The sequence below is a fragment of the Streptomyces sp. NPDC104367 genome (assembly GCF_055583825.1).
The window spans coordinates 1-24,376 of the sequence record NZ_JBVJND010000041.1 but is presented as its reverse complement, the minus strand read 5'-3'; the positions used below and the strand labels follow the sequence as shown (position 1 = coordinate 24,376).

Annotated in this window: 27 protein-coding genes, 1 tRNA gene and 1 pseudogene; 15 read left to right on the top strand and 14 right to left on the bottom strand. The window is 72.9% G+C overall.

Annotated elements, in window-relative coordinates; all coding sequences use genetic code 11:
* Nucleotide 1 precedes the first annotated feature (1 nt).
* Nucleotides 2-388: a hypothetical protein gene (locus ACZ619_RS39850; RefSeq protein WP_469610078.1), complete on the bottom strand. Its 387-nt coding sequence runs from the start codon at nt 386-388 to the stop codon at nt 2-4.
* A 280-nt stretch (nt 389-668) separates the two neighbouring features.
* Here ACZ619_RS39850 and ACZ619_RS39845 point away from each other — a divergent pair, with 280 nt between their 5' ends.
* From ACZ619_RS39845 to ACZ619_RS39815, 7 genes are all read left to right on the top strand, one after another.
* On the top strand, nt 669-908 hold the full coding sequence (locus ACZ619_RS39845; protein ID WP_469610075.1) for a chaplin: 240 nt from the start codon (nt 669-671) through the stop codon (nt 906-908).
* Between the two features lie 201 nt (nt 909-1,109).
* Entirely contained in the window at nt 1,110-1,400 is a 291-nt protein-coding gene (locus ACZ619_RS39840) for a hypothetical protein (RefSeq protein ID WP_469610072.1), read from the top strand.
* A gap of 130 nt (nt 1,401-1,530) precedes the next feature.
* Nucleotides 1,531-2,031, top strand: coding sequence for a DUF5949 family protein (locus ACZ619_RS39835; protein ID WP_469610070.1), 501 nt, complete (start codon nt 1,531-1,533; stop codon nt 2,029-2,031).
* Nucleotides 2,031-2,615, top strand: a complete 585-nt coding sequence (locus ACZ619_RS39830) for a vitamin K epoxide reductase family protein (RefSeq protein WP_469610068.1) — start codon at nt 2,031-2,033, stop codon at nt 2,613-2,615. Before ACZ619_RS39835 ends, ACZ619_RS39830 begins: the two co-directional genes overlap by 1 nt.
* A 109-nt stretch (nt 2,616-2,724) precedes the next feature.
* Complete coding sequence (locus ACZ619_RS39825; RefSeq protein WP_469610065.1) at nt 2,725-3,252, top strand: hypothetical protein; 528 nt, start codon at nt 2,725-2,727, stop codon at nt 3,250-3,252.
* Nucleotides 3,253-3,387: 135 nt separating this feature from the next.
* Complete coding sequence (locus ACZ619_RS39820; protein ID WP_469610063.1) at nt 3,388-3,888, top strand: tyrosinase family oxidase copper chaperone; 501 nt, start codon at nt 3,388-3,390, stop codon at nt 3,886-3,888.
* Entirely contained in the window at nt 3,872-4,738 is an 867-nt protein-coding gene (locus ACZ619_RS39815) for a tyrosinase family protein (RefSeq protein ID WP_469610062.1), read from the top strand. Before ACZ619_RS39820 ends, ACZ619_RS39815 begins: the two co-directional genes overlap by 17 nt.
* 149 nt (nt 4,739-4,887) lie before the next feature.
* On the opposite strand, the gene ACZ619_RS39810 is transcribed toward ACZ619_RS39815, so the two are convergent.
* Both ACZ619_RS39810 and ACZ619_RS39805 read right to left on the bottom strand, forming a co-directional pair.
* Nucleotides 4,888-5,172, bottom strand: a complete 285-nt coding sequence (locus ACZ619_RS39810) for a chaplin (protein WP_469610060.1) — start codon at nt 5,170-5,172, stop codon at nt 4,888-4,890.
* Nucleotides 5,173-5,302: 130 nt separating this feature from the next.
* Complete coding sequence (locus ACZ619_RS39805; RefSeq protein ID WP_469610058.1) at nt 5,303-6,262, bottom strand: D-2-hydroxyacid dehydrogenase family protein; 960 nt, start codon at nt 6,260-6,262, stop codon at nt 5,303-5,305.
* Between the two features lie 141 nt (nt 6,263-6,403).
* Between ACZ619_RS39805 and ACZ619_RS39800 the strand changes: the two genes are divergently transcribed.
* Nucleotides 6,404-7,069, top strand: coding sequence for a hemerythrin domain-containing protein (locus ACZ619_RS39800; RefSeq protein WP_469610056.1), 666 nt, complete (start codon nt 6,404-6,406; stop codon nt 7,067-7,069).
* A gap of 88 nt (nt 7,070-7,157) precedes the next feature.
* Nucleotides 7,158-8,090 (top strand): MarR family winged helix-turn-helix transcriptional regulator, encoded by a 933-nt coding sequence (locus ACZ619_RS39795; protein ID WP_469610053.1) that lies wholly within the window; start codon nt 7,158-7,160, stop codon nt 8,088-8,090.
* Nucleotides 8,091-8,155: 65 nt separating this feature from the next.
* Here ACZ619_RS39795 and ACZ619_RS39790 read toward each other — a convergent pair whose 3' ends face one another.
* From ACZ619_RS39790 to ACZ619_RS39755, 8 genes are all read right to left on the bottom strand, one after another.
* On the bottom strand, nt 8,156-8,953 hold the full coding sequence (locus tag ACZ619_RS39790) for an enoyl-CoA hydratase/isomerase family protein (RefSeq protein WP_469610051.1): 798 nt from the start codon (nt 8,951-8,953) through the stop codon (nt 8,156-8,158).
* Nucleotides 8,950-10,197, bottom strand: coding sequence for a cytochrome P450 (locus ACZ619_RS39785; protein WP_469610048.1), 1,248 nt, complete (start codon nt 10,195-10,197; stop codon nt 8,950-8,952). The genes ACZ619_RS39790 and ACZ619_RS39785 overlap by 4 nt, the downstream gene beginning before the upstream one ends.
* Nucleotides 10,198-10,286: 89 nt before the next feature.
* Complete coding sequence (locus ACZ619_RS39780) at nt 10,287-11,663, bottom strand: cytochrome P450 family protein (protein WP_469610045.1); 1,377 nt, start codon at nt 11,661-11,663, stop codon at nt 10,287-10,289.
* Nucleotides 11,664-11,673: 10 nt separating this feature from the next.
* Nucleotides 11,674-12,234 (bottom strand): GTP-binding protein, encoded by a 561-nt coding sequence (locus tag ACZ619_RS39775; RefSeq protein WP_469610043.1) that lies wholly within the window; start codon nt 12,232-12,234, stop codon nt 11,674-11,676.
* A 4-nt stretch (nt 12,235-12,238) separates the two neighbouring features.
* Nucleotides 12,239-12,622, bottom strand: coding sequence for a DUF742 domain-containing protein (locus ACZ619_RS39770; protein WP_469610041.1), 384 nt, complete (start codon nt 12,620-12,622; stop codon nt 12,239-12,241).
* Nucleotides 12,615-13,463, bottom strand: coding sequence for a roadblock/LC7 domain-containing protein (locus ACZ619_RS39765; protein ID WP_469610038.1), 849 nt, complete (start codon nt 13,461-13,463; stop codon nt 12,615-12,617). Before ACZ619_RS39765 ends, ACZ619_RS39770 begins: the two co-directional genes overlap by 8 nt.
* Nucleotides 13,460-14,641: a sensor histidine kinase gene (locus tag ACZ619_RS39760; protein ID WP_469610035.1), complete on the bottom strand. Its 1,182-nt coding sequence runs from the start codon at nt 14,639-14,641 to the stop codon at nt 13,460-13,462. The genes ACZ619_RS39765 and ACZ619_RS39760 overlap by 4 nt, the downstream gene beginning before the upstream one ends.
* Nucleotides 14,642-15,074: 433 nt before the next feature.
* Nucleotides 15,075-15,147: transfer RNA gene (locus tag ACZ619_RS39755), tRNA-Arg, on the bottom strand.
* Between the two features lie 321 nt (nt 15,148-15,468).
* Here ACZ619_RS39755 and ACZ619_RS39750 point away from each other — a divergent pair.
* Nucleotides 15,469-17,076, top strand: coding sequence for a dynamin family protein (locus ACZ619_RS39750; protein WP_469610033.1), 1,608 nt, complete (start codon nt 15,469-15,471; stop codon nt 17,074-17,076).
* Here the strand turns inward: ACZ619_RS39750 and ACZ619_RS39745 are convergent.
* On the bottom strand, nt 17,039-17,689 hold the full coding sequence (locus ACZ619_RS39745; protein WP_469610030.1) for a hypothetical protein: 651 nt from the start codon (nt 17,687-17,689) through the stop codon (nt 17,039-17,041). The genes ACZ619_RS39750 and ACZ619_RS39745 overlap by 38 nt on opposite strands.
* On the opposite strand from ACZ619_RS39745, the gene ACZ619_RS39740 reads away from it, so the two are divergent.
* From ACZ619_RS39740 to ACZ619_RS39720, 5 genes are all read left to right on the top strand, one after another.
* A complete protein-coding gene (locus tag ACZ619_RS39740; RefSeq protein WP_469610027.1) occupies nt 17,663-19,882 on the top strand; it encodes a YfjP family GTPase in 2,220 nt (739 codons plus the stop codon). The genes ACZ619_RS39745 and ACZ619_RS39740 overlap by 27 nt on opposite strands.
* Before the next feature lie 174 nt (nt 19,883-20,056).
* Nucleotides 20,057-20,554, top strand: coding sequence for a single-stranded DNA-binding protein (locus ACZ619_RS39735; protein WP_469610024.1), 498 nt, complete (start codon nt 20,057-20,059; stop codon nt 20,552-20,554).
* 426 nt (nt 20,555-20,980) lie between these two features.
* Entirely contained in the window at nt 20,981-22,348 is a 1,368-nt protein-coding gene (locus ACZ619_RS39730) for a Cys-Gln thioester bond-forming surface protein (protein ID WP_469610021.1), read from the top strand.
* A gap of 142 nt (nt 22,349-22,490) precedes the next feature.
* A complete protein-coding gene (locus tag ACZ619_RS39725) occupies nt 22,491-22,871 on the top strand; it encodes a hypothetical protein (RefSeq protein ID WP_469610020.1) in 381 nt (126 codons plus the stop codon).
* Between the two features lie 55 nt (nt 22,872-22,926).
* Nucleotides 22,927-23,550 carry a hypothetical protein gene (locus tag ACZ619_RS39720; RefSeq protein WP_469610018.1) on the top strand — a complete coding sequence of 208 codons (624 nt, stop codon included), beginning with the start codon at nt 22,927-22,929 and terminating at the stop codon, nt 23,548-23,550.
* 13 nt (nt 23,551-23,563) lie between these two features.
* Here ACZ619_RS39720 and ACZ619_RS39715 read toward each other — a convergent pair whose 3' ends face one another.
* A complete protein-coding gene (locus ACZ619_RS39715; RefSeq protein WP_469610015.1) occupies nt 23,564-23,926 on the bottom strand; it encodes a hypothetical protein in 363 nt (120 codons plus the stop codon).
* A gap of 301 nt (nt 23,927-24,227) precedes the next feature.
* A pseudogene (locus ACZ619_RS39710) lies at nt 24,228-24,376 on the bottom strand (DNA-directed RNA polymerase subunit alpha); the annotation flags it as partial.

Below are 24,376 nucleotides of genomic sequence, written 5' to 3'. Positions count from 1 at the left end.
CCTAGCTCACGGGGGCGCTCGGGACTGCGGGCGGGAACGCGCCGTACTGCTGCGCGTCCACGGCGGCGAGGAGAACGCCCGCCCAGGCCGCGTCGGGCTGGGAAACGAGCCGGAACGTCGGCTGGTCACCACCGTCGGCGAGACCGGTGCCGAGATCGAACACATCCGAGTCCTGGCCGAGCGCGTTGGCGTACGCCGGTTCACGCCGGGCGCTCGGCGCACCTGGGTCGTTGGTCGTGGAGTGGAGTACGTCGTCGGCCGGATCGGCGAAGTCGCGCGGAGCCGTGGGGACACGGCCGGCGGTGGCGTACGTGAGCGGGTCGCCCGGGTTGCCCCGGTCGCCGTTGTAGACCACCGGTCCCACCCGGCCGCCGGCGCCACGCGGCACGCGTAGCCCGTTCGGCCGAACCGGGGGCTGCGCGCGACCGGCTTCGCCCTTCCGTGAGGAGGGGAGACGGGGAGACGGGGAGACGGGGGAGGGAAGGGAAGGGGAAGGGAAGGGGAGCGAATGCGTCGGAATGCTGAGGAAGGCCTTCCGGCAGTGCGTTTCCGGGATTTACTCCTCGGATCACTCCTTTGGCGGCACAACCCGAGCGGACGCCACGCGTTGACACAGCGCTGGGCATCCCGCCCGGATGTTTGTTTCGATCTCCAAGGAGCACTTCCCCATGTCGCGTATCGCGAAGGGCCTGGTCCTGTCCACCGCCGCCGTCGCGGCCGTCGCCGGCGCCGCCGGTGTGGCCGCCGCCGACAGCGGTGCGAACGGCGCCGCCGCCCACTCCCCGGGCGTTCTGTCGGGCAACGTGATCGAGGTTCCGGTCCACGTTCCGGTCAACGTCTGCGGTGACACGATCGACGTGATCGGCCTGCTGAACCCCGGGTTCGGCAACACCTGCGTCAGCGACTGACGCAGCCGCACGTTCCCTTCGGCCGGCCGTCCGCCCGCGCGCCTCGCGGGTGGACGGCCGGCTGCGTTCCCGGCGGACGCCGGGGGATCTCATATGTCTTGTGAGCACGGGGTTTCCGGTCGGCCGGGCGCGTCGTTGGACACGGCGTCCGCATCCCCCCGGTGGCTTGCGTTGCCGAAAGTCGCCGAAGAAAGGAACACGATGAAGTCCCTGAAGGCCGCCGTCGTCGTCGCCGGATCCGTGGCCCTCGCCGGCGTCGCCGCGCCCGCGTTCGCCTACAGCACCGCCGACCTCACGCCGAGCAGTCTCAACGGCGCCGTGAACACGCTCACCAAGGGCCCGATCCCCGTGGAAGAGGCGCTGCCCCTGCGGCACCAGTCGAACGCCCTCGACACCGAGAACAAGGACTCCGTGCTCAGCACCGTCAAGGGCGCGGCCGGCTCCCTCAACCAGCACAACCCGCTGCTGGGCGGCCTGCCCCTGCAGAGCTGAGGCGGCACGTCGGGGACCGTTCGAGGGACGTCGAGAGGCGTCCCTCGTTCGTGTGGCGGCCCCCTTCGGTATCCGCCGGTCGGGTGACGGGACGCCCGGCCGCCCCACGGCCCGTCGATAGGGTCGCGCGGTGACCTCAACCCCAAGCGCAACCCGCCCCTTCCGCGCCGCCGACCTCGGCACCCTCGTCGTGCTGGCCTGGAGCGGCGAGGCCCCCGACGGCTCCGACATGCCCTACCTGCTGGCCTACTCCCTCGGGGACGCCGCGGGCGGCCCGGAGGCCACCGCGGCCGCCATCGAGGCGCTGCTGGGGAACAACGGACTGCCCGTCGGCGGCGACGTCGTCGACGGCACCGCCCGGCCCAGCCTGCCCGTCACCCTGCTCGTCGAGGCCGGCCAGGCCGTCCTCAACCTGGCACCGCTCAACGCCCAGTGCCCCGCGCCCCCGGAGTGGCTCGCCGCGGTCGCCGAACGCGGCTACGCCTACCTGGTGTTCACCACCCGCCCGTGGCCCGAGGGCGAGCCCGGCAAGCCCGTCGCCCCGGAGGCGCTCGCCGCCTTCGCCGGTGCCGACGAGACCCTCGCGGCCGCCGCGCACGTCGTGCTGCCGGCCCGCAGCCTGCGCGGCTGATGAACCGGACGGCGGGCTCCGGCCGGGGGTTCGCGCTGCTGACGGTGGCCGCCGGGGCGGCCGGACTGCTGGCCTCCTGGGTCATCACCCTCGACAAGTTCAAGCTGCTGGAGAACCCGAACTTCGTCCCCGGATGCAGCCTGAACCCGGTGGTGTCCTGCGGCAGCGTGATGAAGAGCGAGCAGGCCTCGGCCTTCGGGTTCCCCAACCCGATGCTGGGGCTGGTCGCCTACGCCGTCGTGATCTGCGTCGGCACGAGCCTGCTGGCCGGCGCCCGCTTCCCCGGCTGGTACTGGCTGACCTTCGACGCGGGCTGCGCGTTCGGCGTCGGCTTCGTGTCCTGGCTCCAGTTCCAGTCGCTGTACCGGATCAACGCGCTCTGCCTGTGGTGCTGCCTGGCCTGGGCCGCCGCCATCGTCCTGTTCTGGTACGTCACCTCCCACGTCGTACGCCACCGGTTCCTGCCCGCGCCCGGATGGCTGCGGGGGTTCCTCGCCGAGTTCGCCTGGGTGCCGCCGCTGCTGCACATCGGTGTCGTCGGCATGCTGGTCCTGACCCGGTGGTGGGACTTCTGGACGAGCTGAACAGCCGACTATTGCTGCACCCGGGCGAATTGTGAACTGATGCCGTTTTCCGGCTCGTTACCCGGTACGGACCTCGCTCCCCCGCATCCTGAAAGGGCCCGTACCTGAGATGAAGCCGACCACCCGAGGAACCCTTGCCGCCGTCGTCACGGGCGTCGCGGCCGCAGCGGCGGCCGTGGGCGGTGCCGCCGCCGCCCCCGCCGCCGCGGCCGGCACGGTCCCCGTGCCCGTGCCTCTGGACGGCGTCTCGAAGTCCCTCAACATGGAGGTGCCCAGGCTCGGGATGGAGCTGCCGCTGCTCACCCCCGGCGCCCCCGAAGGTCCGCGCTACGTCGAGGGACGGCTCCTCCCGGACCGCGCCCTGCCGCAGCTCCCGTTCAGCGGCGCACTGCCCGGCCTCGACCTGAGCGCCCCGCTCCCGCACCTCCTCGGTGACGACTTCGACCACGTCGGCGTCCACGCCCCCGCCTCCGGCCTGCGCACCCTCGCCCCCGGCCTGGCGGTGGACGCCCCGCTGACCGCGCCCAACCCGCGGAACTTCGGCCTGCCGGACCTGAAGCCGCCCCAGGCCGGCGTGCTCGCCCCGGTCCTCCAGACCGTCGCCGGCGGCGACCTGGGCGTCGGCCCCGGCCTGTAACCCCGTCTCAACTCCTCGTCCCGCGCGGCTCTTTCGAGCCGTCCGTGCATCGGATGGCGGCGCGGCGGTGACCGGGCGGCCCCTCGGACGGTTACCCGTAACGACAGTTGTCGGTGAACCGTACGAGGAGTGAGCATGGTCGTCGGAGTCGGTGGTGTGGCGGTGGGCGCGGAGCCGGGAGCCGGGCAGCCGGGCAGAGCCGGGACGGGCAGACCGACGCGGCGCGAGGTGACGCGGGGGCTGTTCGCCGCCGCGGCCGCCCTGGCGCTCGCCCCCGTCGTCGCCGCCTCCCGCCCGGTGCCCCCGGCGGACGGCCCGCCGGGCACCTCCTTCGACGAGACCTACCGCGGCCGCCGCATCCACGGTGTCCTGGTGCCGGCGACGGGCCGGGCCGTCGGCACCGGCCGCGGCGAGTGGCAGGTCACCGTGGACGGCCGTCCGCTGCACCTGATGCGCCGGGCCGACGGCACCTGGCTGAGCATGGTCGACCACTACGACTCGTACCCGACGCCGCTGGCGGCGACCCGGGCGGCCGTCGACCAGATCGGACCCGGGCAGCGGCTGCGCGAGCTCGCCCCGGGGCCGATGGGCGGACACCACGCGCACACGGGGGGTGACCATGGCGTACGTGCGTAAGGACGCCGCGAAGCTGACCGCCACCGAGCGCAGGCGGCTGGTGACGGCCTTCCTGGAGGTCAAACGGCGGGGCGAGTACGACGCGTTCGTGCGGACGCACATCGACTACTACACCCCCGACGGCGAGGGCGGGCTGCGCTCCGCCCACATGGCGCCCTCCTTCCTGCCCTGGCACCGCCGCTTCCTGCTGGAGCTGGAGCGCGCCCTGCGCCGGGTGGACTCCTCGGTGACCGTGCCGTACTGGGACTGGACCCGGGACCGCGCGGCATCCGGTGTGCCGTGGACGAACGACCTGCTCGGTGGGAACGGCCGGGCCCGTGACCAGCAGGTGATGACCGGGCCGTTCGCCTACTCGGCGGGGCACTGGACCATCAGGGAGGGCATCACCGACGGCGAGTTCCTCGCCCGGGACCTGGGCCGCGCCCGCGCCCCCTTCGACCTGCCCACCAGGGCCGAGCTGGACTGGGCGCTGGCCGACCCGGCGTACGACGTCTCCCCGTGGGACTCGACCGTCACCCGGGGCTTCCGCAACAAGCTGGAGGGCTGGGGGACCGGCGGCGGCAGCACGTCCTGGCACAACCACAACCGGGTGCACCGCTGGGTCGGCGGGGCGATGCTCGGCGGGGCCTCCGTCAACGACCCCGTCTTCTGGTTCCACCACGCCTTCATCGACCTCCAGTGGGAGCGCTGGAAGGCCCGGCACCGAGGGCAGCGCTATCTGCCGGCCGCACCGCCCGGCCCCGGCGACCCGCAGCACGACCGGGTCGTCGCGCGCCGCGGGAAACTGCCGCCGTGGGACGTCACCCCGGAGTCGCTGGAGGACGTGAGCCGGATCTACCGGTACGCCTGACCGGGCACGCAGGATCGGGCGGACCGGATCGGGCAGGCCGGGTCAGACACGCCTGCCCGGCTACGCCTGCCCGGCTACGCCTGATCCGGGTTCGCGGACGGCAAGAGCCCCGGCCGCCCAGGGCGCCGGGGCTCTTGCGTGAGCGTGGCTCAGTAGCCGTAGCCGCCGTTGTCGCCGCCGCCCCTGCCGAGGTGGCCCTGGTTGGCGCAGGTGTCGCCGAACGCCGGGTTCAGCAGGCCGACCACGTCGACGGTGTCGCCGCACAGGTTGACCGGGATGTTGACCGGGACCTGGGCCGCGTTGCCGGACACCACGCCGGGCGAGCCGACGGCCTCGCCGTTGGCGCCCGCGTCGGCCAGGGCCAGGCCGGCCCCGCCGATCACCACGGCGCCGGTGCCGAGGGCTACGACGGCGGCCTTCGCGATGCGAGACATCACGTTCTCCTTCTTGTTGCCTTGTTGCTCGGGGAGCGCGGCGACAGGACCAGCCGCCGCACTCCCCGTTCAACGCCGCCACCTGCACCTGGTCACGCCGTTTGCCGGACGATCACCCCAAGGGCCGGGATCAGGGCAGCCGTCGTACCGGGGAACCCGCCAGGTGGCCCCGGACGGCTTCGACCGCCTGGCCGTAGTACGTCGTGTAGTTGGCGTAGGAGACATAGCCGAGGTGCGGGGTGGCGAGCAGCCGGGGGGCGGTGCGCATCGGGTGGTCGGCGGGCAGCGGCTCGATGTCGAAGACGTCGACACCGGCCCCGGCGATCCGGCCCTCGCGCAGCGCGGCGAGCAGCGCGTCCTGGTCGACGATGGCGGCGCGCGAGGTGTTGACCAGGTAGGCGGTGGGCTTGAGGAGGGCGAGTTCGGCGGCGCCCAGCAGCCCCCGGGTGCGGTCGCCCAGCGCCAGGTGGACCGAGACGAAGTCGCAGGAGGAGAGCAGCGTCTCCTTGTCCGGCGCGAGTTCGACGCCGACCTCGGCGGCGCGTTCCGCGGTGAGGTTCCGGCTCCACGCGCTCACCCGCATCCCGAACGCGAGCCCGACCTGCGCGACCCTGCCGCCGATCTTCCCGAGCCCGAGCAGTCCGAGCCGGCGTCCGTGCAGATCGGCGCCGACGGTGGACTGCCAGGGGCCGCCGGTCCGCAGCGCGGCGGACTCCTCGACGATCCCGCGCGCCAGCCCCAGCAGCAGCGCCCAGGTCAGCTCCACCGGGGGCGTCGAGGCGCTCTCCGTACCGCAGACCGTGACGCCGTTGGCCTCGGCGGCCGCGTAGTCGATGACGCTGTTGCGCATGCCGGACGCGACGAGCAGCCGCAGCCGCGGCAGCCGGCCGAGCAGCGAGGCGGGGAAGGCGACCCGCTCGCGCAGGGTGACGACGACGTCGAAGTCGGCGAGCGCGGCGGCGAGTTCGTCCTCACCGCCGAGATGCTCCCGCAGGGAGACCACCTCGACCTCGGCGGGAAGGGACGCCCAGTCCCCGAACTCCCGGGCCACCCCTTGGTAATCGTCGAGCACCGCACACCGAAGACGCATGGCCTCACAGTACCGGCCGACAAGATCATGACCCATGGATCGGATCAGGTCCTGATGATTGGCTTGTTGTTAGTTGGACCATTGATGGATAAGCAAGTTGACGATACTGTCCCGGTACGGCGCCGAGCGAGGGAGACAGCGATGAGCCAGGAGTTCAGGAACCTCGACATGACGATGATGTTCGCGATCCACGACGCGCTGCGGCGGGAGCTGGAGCGCATCGCCCGGATCACCGCACGGGTCGACGACGACCCCCGGCACGTGCTGGCCACCGCGGTCGGCTGGGAGCTGTTCAAGAAGTTCCTGACCGTCCACCACACCTCCGAGGACGTGCGGATCTGGCCGGTGATGCAGGCGGCTCTGGCCGGCCGGGACGCCGAACTCGCCCTGCTCGCCGACATGGAGGCCGAGCACGGGGTCATCGGCCCGCTGCTCGCCGACATCGACGCGGCCCTCGCCGACCGGGACGCCGGCCCCGAACGCCTCGGCGGGCTGACCGACACCCTGCGCGCACGGCTCGGCGGCCACCTCGGCCACGAGGAGCGGGACGCGCTGGAGCTGATCGACCTCACCCTCTCCCCGCGGCAGTGGCAGGACTTCGCCGCCGAACAGCGCACCCGCCTGATCGGCGACGCCGCCCGCTACCTGCCCTGGCTGCTCGACGGCGCCGACGCCGCGCGGGCCGCCCGCGTCATCGCCTCGATGCCCGAGCCGCTGCGCACCGCCTACGAGAACGACTGGCGCGACGCCTACGAGGACCTCGACATCTGGACCCCCAGGGCTCCGTTCCCGCCCCGCGCCCGCTGAGCGGCGCCGGCCGCCCCGCGGTCCCTCGGCACCCGGCCGCTCGCGGGGCCGCCGATATGATCGGGGCGTTCGAGCGGGAGGTGCTGTCGTGCGGCGTGACGACGATGCGGAGCCGGAGCCCGGCGCGGTGACCCGGGCCGAGGAGACCGCCGAGGTGCCCGGCGTCCTCCCGGCGGCCCTCACCGGTTTCGTCGGCTACCTCCTGCGCCGGGTGTACGCCCTGTTCTCCGCCACCGGCGACGGCGACGGCAAGGACTCCCGCGACTTCCTGGTCCTCGACGCGCTCACCGGCCGCGACTGGCAGTCCCAGCTCGACCTCGCCGAGCGGCTCGGCATCAACCGCACCGTCATGGTCGGGGTCATCGACCGGCTGGAGGCCCGCGGTGAGGTCCGGCGCACCCGCAATCCCGACAACCGACGCCAGTACGTGCTCTCCCTGACCGACGGCGGCCGCGAGGCCGTGGAGGCCAGCCGCGGGGCCGTCGCCGAGCGGGACGCCCGGCTCACCGCCGTACTCACCGCGCGGGAGACCGCGCGGTTCGACGAGTTGCTGGCCCGGCTGCTGCCCGAGCCGGCGCAGCCGCTCGTGCAGGGCACCGAGTACCTGGTCGCGCAGGCCGCTCAGCGGGTGCGCAGGTACGGGGACGCCAAGCTGGCCGGCACCGGCCTGCGGGTGCGCCACTACGGCCCGCTGTCCGCGCTCGACACCCTGGGGCCCGTCACCCAGCAGCGGCTCGCCGAACTCCTCGCCGTCACCGGGCCCGCGGTCTCCCAGCTGGTCGACGAGCTGGAGGAGCCGGGGCTCGTCCGCAGGGGCCGCGATCCGCACGACCGGCGGCGCTACGCCCTCGAACTCACCGGCACGGGCCGCGAGCGGCTGGGTGTCGTGGCACGCGCCGTCGCGGAACTCGCCGCGGACATCGACGTCATGCTCGGCCCCGGTGGCGCGGACGAACTGCGGGACCTGATGCTGAAGCTCCTGGCTCCGGCGGCCGCGGGTGCCGCCGTCCCCGGGCACTGACCCCGGACGCGCGGAACGCGGGCTCCTCCTCGTCGAGGGGCCCGCGTTTCCGTGCGGTCGGCAGGTCAGCCGTGGTTCAGGCGGCCGGCCAGCAGATGGGCGTCGAGGAGGGCGATGTCGGCCGTGCGGGCGGCTTTGGCGTAGCCGGTGAGCATGCGTTTGGTCAGGACCAGCGCCTCGGGGGAGCGCCGGGCCAGCGGTTTCGTCCAGGCCGTGACGGCGTCGTCCAGCCGGTCCAGCGGCGCGACCTTGTGCAGGAGGCCGAGCCCGTGCGCGGTGTGCGCGTCGAAGACGTCGCAGGTGAGCATGAGTTCACGCATCCTCGCCGCGCCCGCCTCGGCGATCAGCCGGCCCATGGCGCCGCCCCAGGCGGGGGCGAGTCCGAGGCCGACCTCCGGCATGCGGAAGCGGCTGGTGTCCGCGCCGGCCCGCAGGTCGCAGTAGGCGGCGAGGGCGAGTCCGGCGCCCACGACCTTGCCGTGCAGCCGGGCGACGGTGACGACGTGGGTGTTCTCCAGGGCCTGGCACAGCCGGTGGGCCTTGTCCGCGACGCGGCGCAGCACGGTGCCGGTCGGGTCGGCGGCCAGGGCCTCCTGGTACTCCCGGCGGTCGGCCCCCAGGCAGAAGTCGTCGCCCAGGGAGGAGAGCACCAGGATGCGGATGTCGGGCTGGTCGTGGAGGTTGTCGAGGACGGCGATCAGCTCGTCCAGGACGGCGGTGCCGAGCGTGTCGTCCCGGTCGGCGGAGGGGTTGAGCCGGACATGCAGGACGGGGCCGTCCAGCGAGAGGCCCAGCGGGTCGGGGGAGGGCGCGGGCGGTGGCGGGACGGCGGGCGCGCCCGGGTCCGCTATCGGCAGGTTCATGACAGTGCGACATCCAGGTTGAGCAGGCGTCTGAAAGCCACCCGGGGTGCCCGGGCGGGCCGGCGGACCAGGGCCAGCCGCGGTAGCCGGGTGATCATTTCACGGAGCAGGGTCTGGGCTTCCAGCCGGGCCAGCGGCGCCCCGAGGCAGTAGTGGATGCCTCCGCTGAACGCGAGGTGGGCGGGCTTGCGGCGGGGGTCGAAGGTGTCCGGGTCGTCGAACCGGGCGGGGTCCCGGTGGGCGGCGCCCACCATGAGGTGGACCATCTCCCCCTGCCTGACCTCGGCGTCCCCCAGCACGATGTCCTGGCCGGCCACCCGGCTGATCACATGGGTGGGGGCGTCGTGGCGCAGGGTCTCCTCCACGAACGCCGGCACCAGGTCGGGGTCCTCGGCCAGCATGGTCCAGCGGCCGGGGTCCTCGACCAGGCGCAGCACCATGGTCGACAGGAGGGTGGCGGTCGTCTCCAGCGCCGCCAGCAGGACGAACAGGGCCAGGAAGTAGACGGCCTCGTCGGCCTTGTCCCGGTCCGGCTCCAGCTCGTCCCAGGTGCGTATCCACCGGGACACCGGATCCTCGCCCGGACGGGCACGCCGTTCGCGTACCAGGTTCAGGAAATAGGCCCGCAGCTCGGCCATGGCCGCGTCCGACCGGGCCAGCTGGCTCGCGTTGGGCAGCAGTTCCTGGGTGAAGACCTGGTCGTGGGTCAGCTCGCGCAGCCGGGGCCAGTCCGCGCGGGGCAGCCCGAGCCAGTCGCCGATGGTGGCGACCGGAAGCTCCTCGCCCACCAGGGCGTTGAAGTCCGCCTCCCCCTCGTGCACCCGCTCGCGCAGCGTGCCCAGGAGCCGGTCGACCACCTGTTTCACCCGGCGGCCGATCTGTTCGATGGTGGACCTGTCGAAATTGCCTGCCGACCGGCGCACCCGGGTGTGCTCCGGGGGGTTGAGCGCCGGCAGGGTGCGGCTGATCTCCCGGGAGGAGGGTGCGCTCCAGCGGGTGCGCGCCCCCTGCCGTTCGCGCCATTTCGTGTCCGGTTCCAGCCAGGCGCCGTTGCGCAGCACCTGGTCGCAGGTACTGAATCCGGTCACGAGGAAACCGCCCCAGGGGGCGGGGCTCACATCGCCCCGCGCCCGGAGTTCTGCGTAGTACGGGAAGGGATCGGCCTGCCCATCAGCCGTCCGAAGACGGGAGAACAGGGAAACGGTGGCGCGACGGTCCGAGGACTGAGTCGTGACACTTCCCACGATGACGGCTCCTTTCTGCCAGCCGCCATACGTACCCCTGGGTTGTTTGAAGCATCCAATAACCCTGCGTTCTCACAGGGTTACCTACGTCACTCCCCATTCATCCAGGCGCGGAACCGGCTGAACAGCCCGCCCTTGGGCGCCGTCCGCGGCGCGGCGTGGGCCGGCCGGGGCGCCGACGGCGACTGCGCACCGGCGGTGTACGCGGCCGGCTGCGGGGCGCTGGACGCCGTGGCCCGGGCGGCGGCCGACGGCACGGCGCGCGGGGTGAACCGGACCGGAACGGTCACCAGGGAGCGCATCCACGGCGACGGCACCCAGGTGAGCTCCTTGAACGGGACGCGCATCTCGATGTCGGGCAGCCGGTTGAGCAGCGACTCGACGGCGGTGGACGCGATCATGAACGCCGGGTCCTTGGCCGGGCAGCCGTGCGGGCCGGCCCCGAACGCCAGGTGCGCCTTGCCGCTGAGCTGCTCGCGGTGCTCGGTCAGCTTGGGGTCGGTGTTGGCCGCCGCGAAGGAGACCAGCACCGGGTCGCCCGCCCGCAGCGTCCGGCCGCCCAGCTCGACGTCCTGGGTGGGGTAGTGGCCCGCGTAGTTGGCGATCGGCGCGAAGTTCCACAGCGTCTTGACGACCGCGTCCTCGATCGGCAGACCGGTCGGCCAGTCGTCGCTGAGGTACAGCGCGCTGCTGGTGCCGATCGCGCCGGTCAGGGGCGCGGTGCCGCCGGAGAGCAGGGTCACCAGCTGGTGCAGCACCTCCTCGTCGGTCAGCCGGGCCGAGTGCACCATCAGACGGGTGGTGAGGTCCTCGCCGGGCTGGCGCCGTTTGAGGGCGATCAGCTCCGCGAGCGCGCCGCCCAGGACCTCGTCGGCACCAGGGGTGCCCTCGAAGATGCCGCTGATACCGACGATGACCCGGTCACCGAGCTCGGGCGGGCAGCCGAACAGGTCGCTGAAGACCAGCAGCGGCAGCGGCTGGGCGTAGGCGGACATCAGCTCGGCCTGGCCGAGCGGCTCGGAGCTGAACCGGCTGATCAGGTAGTCGGCCGACTGCTGGGTCAGCCGGACCAGCCGGACCTGGTCGACGGTGGCGAGGCTGTCCGTGACCGCCTGCCGCAGCCGGGCGTGCGCCGCGCCGTCGCTGAACAGCGCGTTGGGCCGGTAGCCCATCATCGGCAGGGCCGGGCTGTCCGCGGGCACCCGGCCCTCGTTCAGCGCGTTCCAGCGGCGCGAGTCCCGTACGAACAGGGACGGGTTCTGCAGGATGTACAGGCTCGCGTCGTAACTGGTCACCAGCTCGACCTCGACGTCCGGCGCGATGTCGACCGGGGCGCTCGGACCCGTCGAGCGCAGCCGGTCGTACAGGCGCTCGGGATCGGAGCCGAAGTCGGGCCCGTACAGCTGGACGTTGCCATGAGCGGGGCAACCGGCCGGTATCCCGGTCGGGTCGGATTGCTGATGCATACCGTGGCTCCTAGCCGATGATGGACATGAGGTGCTTCACGAGGGTGATGAGAGCCTGGGCCGAGGAGTCCTGGTCGCGGACGTCGCAGTGGACGATGGGGGTGTCCTCGGACAGGTTGAGCGCCTCGCGCACCTCGTCGAGCGGGTAGTCGGGGGTGCCGTCGAAGCGGTTGACTCCGATGGCGCAGGCCAGGCCGAACTGCTCGACCAGGTCCAGGATGGGGAAGCTCTCGTGCAGCCGTTCGGGGTCCACCAGGACCAGCGCGCCCAGGGCGCCCCGGGACAGCCCCTCCCACATCTCCTTGAAGCGTTCCTGCCCCGGCGTGCCGAAGAGGTAGAGGACCAGGCTGTCGCTGAGGGTCAGCCGCCCGAAGTCCATCGCCACGGTCGTGGTGGTCTTGTCCGGGGTGTTGGAGAGGTCGTCGAAGCCCTCACTGGCCTCGGTGATCTCCTCCTCGGTCTGCAGCGGCTCGATCTCGGAGATGCTGCCGATGCAGGTGGTCTTCCCGACTCCGAAATGGCCCACCACGAGGACCTTCACGGAACGGGAGACGGCTGGATCCAGATACACGGGGTTACGCTCCGAATCGGGTCTTCAGGCCGTCGAGCACGGCGGTGAGCAGTTCGCGGTCGACACGTTCGGCCCGTGGCGCCGGATTTCTCACGAAGATCAGGCCGTCCTCGGCCATCTGCGCCAGCAGGATGCGCACGATGCCCAGGGGCAGCCGGGTGTAGCCGGACACCTCGGCCACGGACAGGAAGCCGTCGGCGATCAGGTCCATGACCGTCCGGGCCTCCGGGGACAGGGTGCGCGCCGCCGCCGGGGCGCCCTCCTGGGCCGTGACGAGCGTGGTGTGCTCGTACTCGTTCGCCGCGGGCAGCGCACGTCCCTTCGCGATCACGAAGAGCGGCACTAATGCCGACGTGAGCTCCAGCTCGCCGTCCGGTTCCTCATGCATCGCCGACCCTCCCGCCCTGTCCCACCCGGCCCGCCGTGAGCGCGGGTATCGCGTCGCTCAGACGCGTGCTGAACGCCTCGATGTCACAGTCGTGCTCCGCGGCCGCCGCGAGGAAGGCGCCCTCGCCCGCCGAGATCAGGAAGATCCAGCCGTGCTGGAACTCGATGACCGTCTGGCGCCACTCGTCGTCCCGCACCCCGCCCGCGAACGGGGCGGTCGCCCGGCTGTAGGCGTGGATGCCCGTCATGGCGGCGGAGATGGTGTCCGCCAGGTCCCGGCCGATCCCCGCGCTCGCGCCGCGCGGCAGACCGTCCGCCCCGAGCAGCAGGGCGTGCCGGGCGCCGTGCACGGAGTCGATCACCTTGTCCAGCTCCGGCAGCACGAACCCGCTGCCGCTGCCCTCCGGGTCCCGCGCCCCGCCCTCACCGGCGGCCCGGGCGGCCTCGGCCGCGTTCACCCGGGGCGGCGCGACGAGGTTGTTGCCCAGCCTGGCGACCAGCCGGTGCATCCGGAAGGAGATCTGCTGCATGTCGACGTCGGGCTCCGCGGCGGCGGCCAGGTAGGCCCCCTGCCCGGCCCCGATCAGGAACACCCAGCCGTGCGCGAACTCGATGACCGTCTGGTTCCACGCCCGCTCCTGCGAGAACCCGGCGAAGTGCGCGGAGGCCCGGCTGAGCGACTGCATCCCCGCCATGGCGGCGGAGATGGTCCGCACGTCCTGGCCGGTCAGGCTGTCCGTGGCCCCGCGTGGGATGCCGTCCGCGGACAGCACGACGGCGTGCCGGGCCCGGGGGACGTTGTCCACGATGTCCTGGACCATCCACGACATGTCAGTACTCATGCGTTGTCGGACCCTCCGGGCGTCGGGGCGTCGAGGTCACGGCCCGTCAGAGTGCCGCGCTGGAACGCCCCCAGGCCGCCGCCGGTGCCGCGCGAGCCTCTCCGGGGCGACTGCTCCCCGCCGGAGCCGCTGCCGCCGGCCACGCTGACGATGGGGGACTTGCGCTGGCCGCGCTTGGGCAGCCCGTGCATCGTGCGCGCACCGGACTGCTCGCGGTCCTCGATGGGCCGGATGCTGGCCACCGGTGCCTCGGTGGCCGGCGGCGGGGTCTCCTCCATGGTCCACAGCTCCTCGGGCAGCAGGACGACGGCGCGGACGCCGCCGTAGCGGGAGACGCCGGTGACATCCACCTTGAAGCCGTACTGGCGGGCGATCAGACCGACGACGGGGAAACCGAACTTCGGCTGGGTGCCCAGCTGGGACAGGCGCGGGATCTCCTCGCCGGCCAGCAGTGCGGTCGCCCGCTGCCGGTCCTCGTCGCTCATGCTGACGCCGGCGTCGTCGATGACGATGCAGAGGTTCTCCTGGACCCGGCGGAACGTCACCTCGATCGGCGCGTCCGCCTGGGAGAAGCTGGCGGCGTTGTCGAGCAGCTCGGCGATGGCCAGGGCGACGGGCGCGACGGCGGAGGCCTTCAGCGCGATGCCGCTCGGCTGCATGATCTCGATCCGCTGGAAGTTGCGGATCTGGCTCTGGGCGCTGCGCACCACGTCGTAGACGCTGGCCGGCTGGTTGCGGCGGCCGAGCGGCGCGCCGCACATGACCGCGATGCCCTGGGCCTTGCGGGCCATCTGGGCGTTGGCGTGGTTGACGTCCATCAGGTCGCTGAGGACGCCGTGCCCGCCGTACTTGCGCTGGATCTCGTCCAGCAGTGCCGTCTGTTCGGCGGCGAGGCTCTGCAGGAACCGGGCGGCGCCCTTGAGGACCGCCTTGGTGCTCTCCTCCGCGGCCTGCTCGGCCTCCCGGATGACACCGTCCTGTTCGCCCTGAACCCTGGCCAACTCGCCCTGGGCACGGACGAGTTCACCCTCGGTGTAGCGAAGCCGCTGCTCCAGCGCGGCTTCTGTCTCCTTCTTCCTCCTCCCCAGTCCTCTGCTGCGGAGTACGAGTGCCACGACTGCGGCTGTGGCTATCACCGCTATCGCAACCAGGCACCAAAGAAGCACGTCTTGAGTCATGGAAACCTTTCCCGGCGCGTGGCATGCAGGCGTCGACGGATACACCTCGCGAGGATCCGCAACCTGTCACAAGGGACTGCATGAATGCTGGTGCGAGAGCAGACCTACTTCAGGGCAGGGCCTGAGCAAAGTGGATCAAGGTCGCAGACGGCGGAATGCTACCACCGTCAACCAAACCACCAGGGCCCGGCATTGACGTCCGGGCACCTCCAACAAGAGCAACGCGCACCGTCGTTGCGTGACACGGAGGCGGTGGGGCGGGGCCGTCACGGCGCGGAGCTGCGAGAATGCGGACTGAAGCGCTCCGTTTGCGCCATGGGTGGCTTCCGGACAACTTGTCACAAGGAATTTTCATCCGCCGCGGCGAGGGCCGGTCCGGCGGGCGGAAGAGGGTGCACGGGATGCCGGAGCGGCCGGCCGAACGGCGTGGAGGCGCCCCCGGCAGGACTCGAACCTGCGGCCAAGCGCTTAGAAGGCGCCTGCTCTATCCACTGAGCTACGGGGGCCGGCCGTGCTGGCTCCGTGCGTACTGCCCCGGTGTGGGCCGGTCCGTCACGTTGCCGGGGACAAGGATAGAGCTCACGAATCCGTGCCCCTGCTGCTTCGCCTCCGTGGCTCGATGTGGAGGTTCGGTGAAGCGGTCCTGATAATCGCAGGCAGGTACGAATCGTGCACCGCTTTTGGCGCCCGACGCACCGGGTGTTGTGCACTCGTTATGCCTGGACTGTGCCTCCGTCCCAGTCATCCCTTCCGTCCGATGTGTTCCGTCGGCGCGCAGGCATGTCCATATGCTTCAGAATTCCCCTAAAATTGGGCATTCTTCACATGTGGTGACCTTGGACGTACGGCCCCAGCTGCTCGACACACTCTCCGCCCTGCGCGACCGTGTCGCCGCCGCACGCTTCCCGCTGCCCCTGGCGGGGGCTCCACGCGCGCGTGCCAACCGCGACGAACTCCTCGCACAGCTCGACGACTATCTGGTGCCCCGCCTCAGAGCGCCCGAAGCGCCCCTTCTGGCCGTCGTGGGCGGCTCCACCGGCGCCGGCAAATCGACCCTCGTGAACTCCCTGGTGGGCCGTCGGGTCAGCGAGGCGGGCGTGCTGCGGCCGACCACCCGCACCCCGGTCCTCGTCTGCCATCCGGAGGATCATCACTGGTTCAGCGGCATGCGGGTGCTGCCCGACCTCACCCGCGTCTGGGTGCCGCACCAGGAACCCGCCGACGACCTCCTGCTGCCCGGCGAGAACCCCACGCGCGTCCTGCGCGTCGAGACCGCCGACAGCCTCCCGCGCGGCCTCGCCCTCCTCGACGCCCCCGACATCGACTCCCTGGTCGTCGACAACCGCGTCCTCGCCGCGGAGCTGCTGTGCGCCGCCGACATCTGGGTGATGGTCACCACGGCCGCGCGCTACGCCGACGCCATCCCCTGGCACCTGCTGCGCACCGCCAAGGAGTACGACGCCACCCTGGTGACCGTCCTGGACCGGGTGCCCCACCAGGTCGTCTCCGAGGTCTCCCGGCAGTACGGCGCCCTCCTCACCAAGGCCGGACTCGGCGACGTGCCCCGGTTCACCGTGCCCGAGCTGCCCGAGTCCGCCTGGGGCGGCGGCCTGCTCCCCGCCACCGCCGTCGCCCAGCTGCGCGCCTGGCTCGTCCAGCAGGCCCAGGACCCCGGCGCCCGCCGCCACACCCTGGCCCGCACCGCCCACGGCGTCCTGGACTCCCTCAAGGCCCGCATGCCCGAGCTGGCCGGCGCCGCAGCCGCCCAGTACGCCGCCGCGCTGCGCCTGACCTCCGCGGTCGACGGGGCCTACGACAGCGAGCACGCGCGCGTGCGCGGCCGCCTCAACGGCGGCGCGGTCCTCGCCGGCGACGCCCTCAAGCGCTGGCGCTCCTTCCCCCTCGACTGCGCCGCCGGCGAACTCCTCGACGCGCTGGTGGAGAGCCTGGCCGCGCTGCTGTTGTGCGCCGTCACCGCCGCCGACGAGCGCGTCGACGACGCCTGGCGCCGCGAGCCCGCCTCCGACGCCCCCGGGCTGGCCGACCGCGACCCCTCCCTGGAGAGCGCCGAACACCGCATCGGCCTCGCCGTACGGCGCTGGCGGCGGGAGCTGGAGGAGTACGCCGAGGAGGAGGTGCGCGGGCTGGACCGCAGCGTCGCGCCGGACGCGGAGGGGGTCGCGGCGCTGGTGGCCACCGCGCTGCTCGGCGGGCGCCGGACCCGGGTGGCGGGGGAGCGGCTCGCGGAGCGGCTGGGAGCCCACGGTGCGCTGCGGCTGCGGGACCGGGCCGGGCGGCTGCTCACGGAGCACGTGGACCGCGTCCTGCACGCCGAACGAGAACGCCGCCTCGCCCCGCTCGACGCGCTGGACGTCCACCCCGAACCCCAGGCCGAACTCATCGCCGCCCTGTCCGTACTGCAGAAGGAGAGGTGACCGGATGACCGCCGCCACCGACCACGACCACACGGACCACCAGACGGGTCAGACGGACCAGACGGACCAGACGGATCGGACGGGTCAGACGGATCAGATGGAGTGCGCGGATCGGGCGGATTCCATGGATCGGGCAGATCGAATGGATCAGACGGATCGCATGACTCAGGCGACTCGGGCGACTCAGGAGACTCGGGCGGATCGCGTCGATCAAGCGGCTCAGGTGGATCGCGTTGATCGGGCGGACCGGGTGGGTCGAATGCGCCGGGCGGATCAGGCGGATCAGGCGGATCGGATGGACGGGGCGGATCGGACGGGGCGGGCGGCGGGTCGTATGGGCCACATGGATCACGCCGACCGGCCGGACCGGACGGATCACTCTCGCCGGACGGACCCGGTGAACCCGGCGGATGGCGCAGACCGTACAAGTCGCGCGGGTCGGCCGGATCGTGCCGGGCAGGCGGATCGCACGGGTCGGCTGGACCGTGCGGGCCGGACGGAGCGTGCGGATCACGCGGACCGTACGCCTCGCGTCCAGCGCATGGACCACCTCGATCACATGGGCCACTTGGATCACATGGACCGCTTGAGCCACTCGGATCACTTCAGCCACTCCAGCCGCTCCAGTCACTCCGACTACTCCGACTACTCCGACTTCTCTGGCCACTCGGACGACTCGGGTCATTCGTGCGGCTCAGGTCACTCCGTCCCCTCGGACCACCCAGGTCACTCGCATCGCGCGCGCTACTCGGATCACGTCGGTGGCTTCGAGGGCGGACCGGTCTCGGTGGGCTCGGCGGCGGACCCTGCGGGCGGCGAGGCCCGGGTGCCGGCGAGCGCGGGTGAGGGCGGCACACAGGAGCGCACGGACGCGGCCGACGCCCCGGCCGCCCCTGCCACCGCGCCGCACGCGCGCGTGCCGGAAGCCACGGGAAACGCGCTCCACGCACGCGTGCGCGGCCAGCGCGACCCCGTCGACGGCACCACCGAGACACCTGACGGCGCACTCGGCGCCGCCCCCGCCTCCCCCGCCGCCGCGCACGGCGAGGCGGCCGAAGCTGCCCCCGCCGCCCTCGCCCCCGCCCCCGACGACGCGCCGGGCGACGTCTGGGACGACGGTCTCATCGCCCGCCGGGTCACCGAGGCCACCACCGCGCCCGCCGCCCCCGCCCCCGTGCTGGAGACCCGCGGCCCCGGCGCCCCGTCCCCCACCCCGCTCGCCTACGACGGCCCGCTGCGCTCCCGCCTCGACGCCCTGCGTGAACTCGTCGGCCTCTCCCGCACCCGCCTCGACAGCCAGACCCTCGCCGAGGCCGGCCGCGTCCTGGACGAGGCCGCGGCCCGCCGCAGGCTCTCCGGCCAGCACACCGTCGTCGCCATCGCGGGCGCCACCGGCAGCGGCAAGTCCCAGCTGTTCAACTCGCTCGCCGGAGTGGCCATCTCGGAGACGGGCGTACGGCGCCCCACCACCGCCGCGCCCATCGCGTGCAGCTGGAGCGACGGCTCCGCGACCCTCATCGACCGCCTCGGTATCCCCGGCCGGCTGCGCCGCCGCCCCGTGCACAACCCGGAGACGGAGGCGCAGCTGCGCGGACTGGTCCTGATCGACCTGCCCGACCACGACTCGGCGGCCGTCCAGCACCGCGAGCAGGTCGACCGGATCCTGAAGCTGGTCGACGCGGTGATCTGGGTCGTCGACCCCGAGAAGTACGCCGACGCGGTCCTCCACGAGCGCTATCTGCGCCCCATGGCCGGCCACGCCGAGGTCATGTTCGTCGTCCTCAACCAGACCGACCGGCTGCCCGCCGAGGCCGCCGACCAGGTCCTCGACGACCTGCGCCGGCTGCTCGACGACGACGGCATCGCGCTCGGCGAGTACGGCGAACCCGGCGCGACCGTGCTCGCGCTGTCCGCGCTCACCGGCGACGGCATGGGCGAACTGCGCGAGTTGCTGGGCCAGTTCGTCTCCGAGCGGGGCGCCGCGGCCCGTCGGGTCGCCGCCGACGTGGACGCCGCCGCGGCCCGGCTGCGGCCCGTCTACGCCACCGGGCGGCGCACCGGACTCAGTGAAGAGTCCCGCGACGAGTTCGCCGACCGCCTCGCGGACGCCGTCGGCGCCACCGCCGCCGGCGAGGCCGCCGAACGGGCCTGGCTGCGCAACGCCAACCGGGCCTGCGGCACGCCCTGGCTGCGGCTGTGGCGCTGGTACAACGACCGCGGCGAGCCGCCCACGGGGCGCCTCCAGAAGGCCCAGCCGGAGGAGGAGGCCACCGCCCGGCAGCGCGTCGAGCAGGCGGTGCGCACGGTCTCCGACCGGGCCTCGGCCGGACTGCCGGGGCCCTGGGGGCAGGCGGTGCGGGAGGCGGCCGTACGCGGCTCGCAGGGGCTGCCGGAGGCGCTCGACGAGCTGGCCGAGCGGGCCGGGCTGCCGACGGGGCGTCCGCCGCGTCCGGGCTGGTGGCCGGTGGCCGTGCTCGCCCAGGCGGCCATGACGCTGCTGCAAGTGGTCGGCGGGCTGTGGCTGGTGGGGCAGATCGCCGGGGTGATGGCGCCCAACCTGGGCGTGCCGGTGCTGCTGATGGTCGCCGGGATCATCGGCGGCCCGCTGGTCGAGTGGGGCTGCCGGATGGCGGCCCGCGGCCCGGCCCGGCGCTACGGCCAGGACGCGGAGCGGCGCCTGCGGGAGGCGGCCGCCGGCTGCGGCCGGGCCCGGGTGCTGGATCCGGTGGCCGCGGAGCTGCTGCGGTACCGGGAGGTACGGGAGCAGTACGCGAGGGTGACGCGCACGGAGGCCGGGGTGGGATGACCCCGGCGCGGACGGCGTTCACTCGTCCGGGTTGCGGAGTTCTCCACAGCCCGGACGGCCGTCCACAGCCCCCGGCGGACCCGGCCCGCTCGCTGCAGTCTGGACGAGCCGTACGGGACGGGCCCGTACGCGGTTCCGTCCGGCCCCGGCGGCCGGACGAGGGAGGGGTTCGTGATGAACGAGACGATGCTCTGCGCGGTGGGGAACGTGGCGACGCGGCCGGTGTTCAAGGAACTGGCGGCGGGCCCGTCGGCCCGCTTCCGGCTGGCGGTGACCTCGCGCTACTGGGACCGCGAGAGGAACGCGTGGACGGACGGGCACACCAACTTCTTCACGGTGTGGGCCAACCGGCAGCTCGCCGCCAACGTGATGGCCTCGCTGGCGGTCGGCGACCCGGTCGTCGTCCAGGGGCGGCTGAAGGTGCGCTCCGAGAACCGGGAGGGTCAGCAGCGGACCTCCGCCGACATCGACGCGGTGGCGATCGGCCACGACCTCACCCGCGGTACGACGGCCTTCCGGCGGGTCGTGAAACCGGAGACGACGGCACCCGCACCGCCGCGCCCGGAGCCGGACTGGGAGACACCGGCCGACCCCTCCGACCCGGCACACCCGGAACCGGTGGGGGCGGCGGCGGGGACGGCGGCGGTCGCGGCCGTGGCAGCCGTGGCGTGAAACCGGCGCGCGGCGCGGCCGGTTCACCGCGTCCGGACCGAACCGCGCCCGGCTGATCGCTCCTTGACCGCTTGTCGGCGGCTTGTCGGTGAACACACCCGAAGCGCTCGTTGCGGCGAACGGGTGGATTTGTCGACAGGCTCGGCCCGTTCACGGTCCCGCGATAACGATTCCGGATCGGATCGCTCATCCGACCATCTCACCGGGAAAGGCCGGTCCGGCTGATCCATAGGATGCCGGACATGGCCCCTCGGGCCGCTGATTCTGCTGGCGGGACCACCCCCCCTGTGTCCAACCGTGTCCAACGGGTCCTGCTCGAAGGGGAATTCCGTGCTCGTTGCGTTCTCTGGTCCCTCCGCTCCCTCTGCTCCCTCCGCGCCCCGCGCGTCCACCAGACACTCCCGTAGGGCCGGGGCCGCCAGAGGCGTGTCCCGCCTCGCCGCCGCGGCACTGGCGTCCGGGCTGGTCGCCGCCGCCGTGCTGACCGGCGCCGGCCGGGCGGCGGCCGACGACGGGACCGGGCAGAGCCAGAGCGGGGTCACGGCGAGCATGAGCGGCCTGAAGACCTACGGCGAGGCCGTGGTCCACGGCGACAGCGGCGACGAGCAGGTGGCCGCGGGCCTCTTCGAGATGTCCGTGGACGGCGGCGGCACACTCCAGACGTACTGCGTCGACCTCCACAACCCCACCCAGCGGGACGCCAGGTACCACGAGACGTCCTGGAGCGGCACCTCGCTGGGTGCCAACAAGAACGCCGGGAAGATCCGCTGGATCCTCCAGAACTCCTACCCGCAGGTCAACGACCTCGCCGCGCTCGCCCGCAAGGCCGGGGTCAGCGGCCTCACCGAGCAGGACGCGGCGGCCGGCACCCAGGTGGCGATCTGGCGCTACTCGGACGGCGCGGACGTCGACGCGGTCGACCCGCGGGCCGAGAAGCTCGCCGACTACCTGGAGAAGAGCGCCGGCGGCCAGAACGAACCGCAGGCCTCGCTGAAGCTCTCCCCGTCCGCCGTCTCCGGCCGTCCCGGCGCACTGCTCGGCCCGGTGACCGTGCACACCAACGCGGGCTCCGTCACCGTGGTCCCGCCGTCAGACGCGGCCCTCACCGGCGTACACATCACCGACAGGACCGGCAAGCCGGTCACCACCGCGCGCAACGGCAGCGAGCTCTACTTCAAGGTCCCCGACGACGCCGCCGACGGTTCCGCCGAACTCACCGTCCAGGCGTCCACCACGGTCCCCGTCGGCCGCGCCCTCACCTCCGAGAGCCGCAGCCAGACGCAGATCCTGGCCGGCTCCAGCGAGTCCACGGTCGCCGCGACCGCGAACGCGACCTGGGCGGGGCAGGGCGCGATACCGGCGCTGTCGGCCGAGAAGGACTGCGCCAGGAGCGGGGTGGACATCACCGCGGCCAACACCGGGGACAAGCCGTTCACCTTCGAGCTGATGGGCACCGAGCACACCATCCCCGCGAACACCACGCGGACGGTGACCGTCGCGCTCCAGGAGGACCAGGCCTACGACTTCACGATCACCGGCCCGAACGGTCTCGAACGCCGCTTCACCGGCGTCCTCGACTGCAAGACACAGGGCACCGACGCCGACCTCACCACCCAGACCCTCAGCGAGCCCAGCCCCGCCTCGGTCGGCGGCACCGTCGGCGGCACCAACCTCGCCGCGACCGGCGGCGGCTCCGCGGCCGGCGTGATCGTCGGCGTCGCCATCGGCCTGGTCGTCATCGGCGGCGCGGTCCTGGTGATCCTCCGCCAACGCGAACCCCACACAACCGACTGACCCCACCTCCCGAACCGGCCGCTTCCCGAACCGTCCATCTCCCGAACCGGCCGCTTCCCGGACCGGCCATCTCCAGGCCGGGCCGCTTCCCGGACCGGCCGACTGCCGGACGGGTGGGGGGACTGCCGGGCAGTATGGCGTCATGACCAAGTCATCTGCGTCATCCGCCCCGCCGGAGCGGTGCGGCACGTCCTCGGAGTCCGTCCTGTCCCTGTGGTCGCACGACTCGGTGCTGTCGATCGGCTCGGTGGGATCCGTGCTCTCCATCGGCTCGGTGGGATCGGCCCTGTCCGTCGGCTCGATCGGCAGCGCGCTCTCGGCCGGCTCGATCGGCTCCGCGCTCTCCCTGGTCTCGGCCGGCTCCTGGCTGAGCATGGGCTCCGTCCTGTCGGCCCAGTCCCGCTGGTCGGCCCTCTCCTGGCGCTCCTCCCGGGCCTTCCGCTCGGCCGGCGCGGTAGGACTGGGCGCCGCGGCGCTCACCGCCCTGCTGCTGACCCGCGCCCGGCACGGCGGCCGCGCCTGATCCTCCGCCGCTCCCGCCTCGCAACTGCCGGTGCCTCGGGGGCGTCGTACCCGCCATGACCGAAGCGAGCACAGAGCAGGGCGCGCGTCCGGGGCCGTCACCGGCCGTCTCCGCCGCCGTGGGCACCGGGAGCCTGGTCCTGGCCGCCGTGGCGAGCTGGAGCGGGCTCCTGCTGGTCGTACGGGGCCGGGTGGTCCCCGGCTGGTGGCTGAGCGCGGCGCTGTTCGTCACGGCGCTCGTCCTCCGCCGGGCCCTGACCCGGGCGGGCCGCCCGGCCGGTCTCCCGGAGATCGCCGGCCGGCGGGCCGTGTGGGCGAGGCTGGGGGAGGGCCTGCTCCTCGTCGCGGCGGTGCTCGGCACGGCAGGGGGAGCGGCGGGCGACCTGTTCTCGGAGGCGGAGTACCACGTGCTGCGCCCGGTGGGACCCGGGGGCTGCACGGTGGTGGTCCGGGAGACATCCTTCCTCCTTGCCGGCAGCGGCGAGGCGTACGCGGTGGGGCGCACCGGCCTGGCCCTCGGCGAGGCCGGATCCTGGGTGGTCGACGACGGCTACCGGCCCGTCGAGGCCGGCACGTACGAGCTGGACTGGGGGAAGGACGGCGGACTCCTGCGGATCATGGGTACGGCCACCGATCCGGTTCTCCGCGGGAGCATGACCGACATCGACTGCGGATGGTGATCCCGCCGCACGGTCAGTGGCTGACCTTGGTGCAGGTGAGCGCGGTCTTCCCGTCGGCCGACCTGACGACGATCCTGCCTCCGGCGAGGCCGCCGAGGTCGAACCTGCCCGACCCGTCCGTGGAGACGGTGCCCGAGGCGGACCCCGAGTAGGTCACCTTCGTGTTGCCGGGGAAGCCCACGCCCCAGAGGTGGTACCTGCCGTCCGACTCCGTTTCGACGTGGCACGCGGCCCGGGACACGGCACCGGGCGTCACGGCACCGGGCGTCACGGCGGCGGACGCCGGTGCGGAGGCGTGCGCGGCCAGCGCGGGGCCCAGCGCGAGCGCGGGGGCCACCAGGAACGTGAGAGCGGTGAGACGACGAGTGCGGTTCATGATTCAACCTGCTTCGGATGCTGCCGAGGCGACCGAAGGGACGTGACGGCTCCGCCACTCGCGGTAGCGGTCGCATGGTGCACCCGGGGCGGAATAACTCGCTCCGTCACGCCGTGCGGCTTGATACCGGTTCCACCGTAACGTCCGCCATGGCACCCGGCATCCCGCGGCATCCTGCCGGATCCGGCGGGACCCCGAGGCCGGACCGCCGGGGGAGGACGCGGAACAGCCCCCTTCGGAGCGAACTCCGAAGAGGGCTGCCTCTTGTCCCGCGGCTCAGTACCGGCTCGCTACTGCTCGCTCAGTACTGCTCGGTCTCCATGAAACCGGCGTTGCCGTTGTCGTCCGCGTCGAACGCGGCGGCGGTCGGGTCGAATCCGGGCGGGCTGTCCTTCAGGGCCAGGCCCATGCCGGCCAGCTTCGCCTTGACCTCGTCGATGGACTTCGCAC

What these genes read in the sequence shown, in the direction of transcription:
- ACZ619_RS39845 (WP_469610075.1), top strand. Translation starts at nt 669, where the DNA reads ATGTCGCGTATCGCGAAGGGCCTGGTCCTGTCCACCGCCGCCGTCGCG.
- ACZ619_RS39840 (WP_469610072.1), top strand. Translation starts at nt 1,110, where the DNA reads ATGAAGTCCCTGAAGGCCGCCGTCGTCGTCGCCGGATCCGTGGCCCTC.
- ACZ619_RS39830 (WP_469610068.1), top strand. Translation starts at nt 2,031, where the DNA reads ATGAACCGGACGGCGGGCTCCGGCCGGGGGTTCGCGCTGCTGACGGTG.
- ACZ619_RS39825 (WP_469610065.1), top strand. Translation starts at nt 2,725, where the DNA reads ATGAAGCCGACCACCCGAGGAACCCTTGCCGCCGTCGTCACGGGCGTC.
- ACZ619_RS39820 (WP_469610063.1), top strand. Translation starts at nt 3,388, where the DNA reads ATGGTCGTCGGAGTCGGTGGTGTGGCGGTGGGCGCGGAGCCGGGAGCC.
- ACZ619_RS39815 (WP_469610062.1), top strand. Translation starts at nt 3,872, where the DNA reads ATGGCGTACGTGCGTAAGGACGCCGCGAAGCTGACCGCCACCGAGCGC.
- ACZ619_RS39810 (WP_469610060.1), bottom strand. Translation starts at nt 5,172, where the DNA reads ATGTCTCGCATCGCGAAGGCCGCCGTCGTAGCCCTCGGCACCGGCGCC.
- ACZ619_RS39805 (WP_469610058.1), bottom strand. Translation starts at nt 6,262, where the DNA reads ATGCGTCTTCGGTGTGCGGTGCTCGACGATTACCAAGGGGTGGCCCGG.
- ACZ619_RS39800 (WP_469610056.1), top strand. Translation starts at nt 6,404, where the DNA reads ATGAGCCAGGAGTTCAGGAACCTCGACATGACGATGATGTTCGCGATC.
- ACZ619_RS39790 (WP_469610051.1), bottom strand. Translation starts at nt 8,953, where the DNA reads ATGAACCTGCCGATAGCGGACCCGGGCGCGCCCGCCGTCCCGCCACCG.
- ACZ619_RS39780 (WP_469610045.1), bottom strand. Translation starts at nt 11,663, where the DNA reads ATGCATCAGCAATCCGACCCGACCGGGATACCGGCCGGTTGCCCCGCT.
- ACZ619_RS39770 (WP_469610041.1), bottom strand. Translation starts at nt 12,622, where the DNA reads ATGCATGAGGAACCGGACGGCGAGCTGGAGCTCACGTCGGCATTAGTG.
- ACZ619_RS39765 (WP_469610038.1), bottom strand. Translation starts at nt 13,463, where the DNA reads ATGAGTACTGACATGTCGTGGATGGTCCAGGACATCGTGGACAACGTC.
- ACZ619_RS39760 (WP_469610035.1), bottom strand. Translation starts at nt 14,641, where the DNA reads ATGACTCAAGACGTGCTTCTTTGGTGCCTGGTTGCGATAGCGGTGATA.
- ACZ619_RS39735 (WP_469610024.1), top strand. Translation starts at nt 20,057, where the DNA reads ATGAACGAGACGATGCTCTGCGCGGTGGGGAACGTGGCGACGCGGCCG.
- ACZ619_RS39725 (WP_469610020.1), top strand. Translation starts at nt 22,491, where the DNA reads ATGACCAAGTCATCTGCGTCATCCGCCCCGCCGGAGCGGTGCGGCACG.
- ACZ619_RS39720 (WP_469610018.1), top strand. Translation starts at nt 22,927, where the DNA reads ATGACCGAAGCGAGCACAGAGCAGGGCGCGCGTCCGGGGCCGTCACCG.
- ACZ619_RS39715 (WP_469610015.1), bottom strand. Translation starts at nt 23,926, where the DNA reads ATGAACCGCACTCGTCGTCTCACCGCTCTCACGTTCCTGGTGGCCCCC.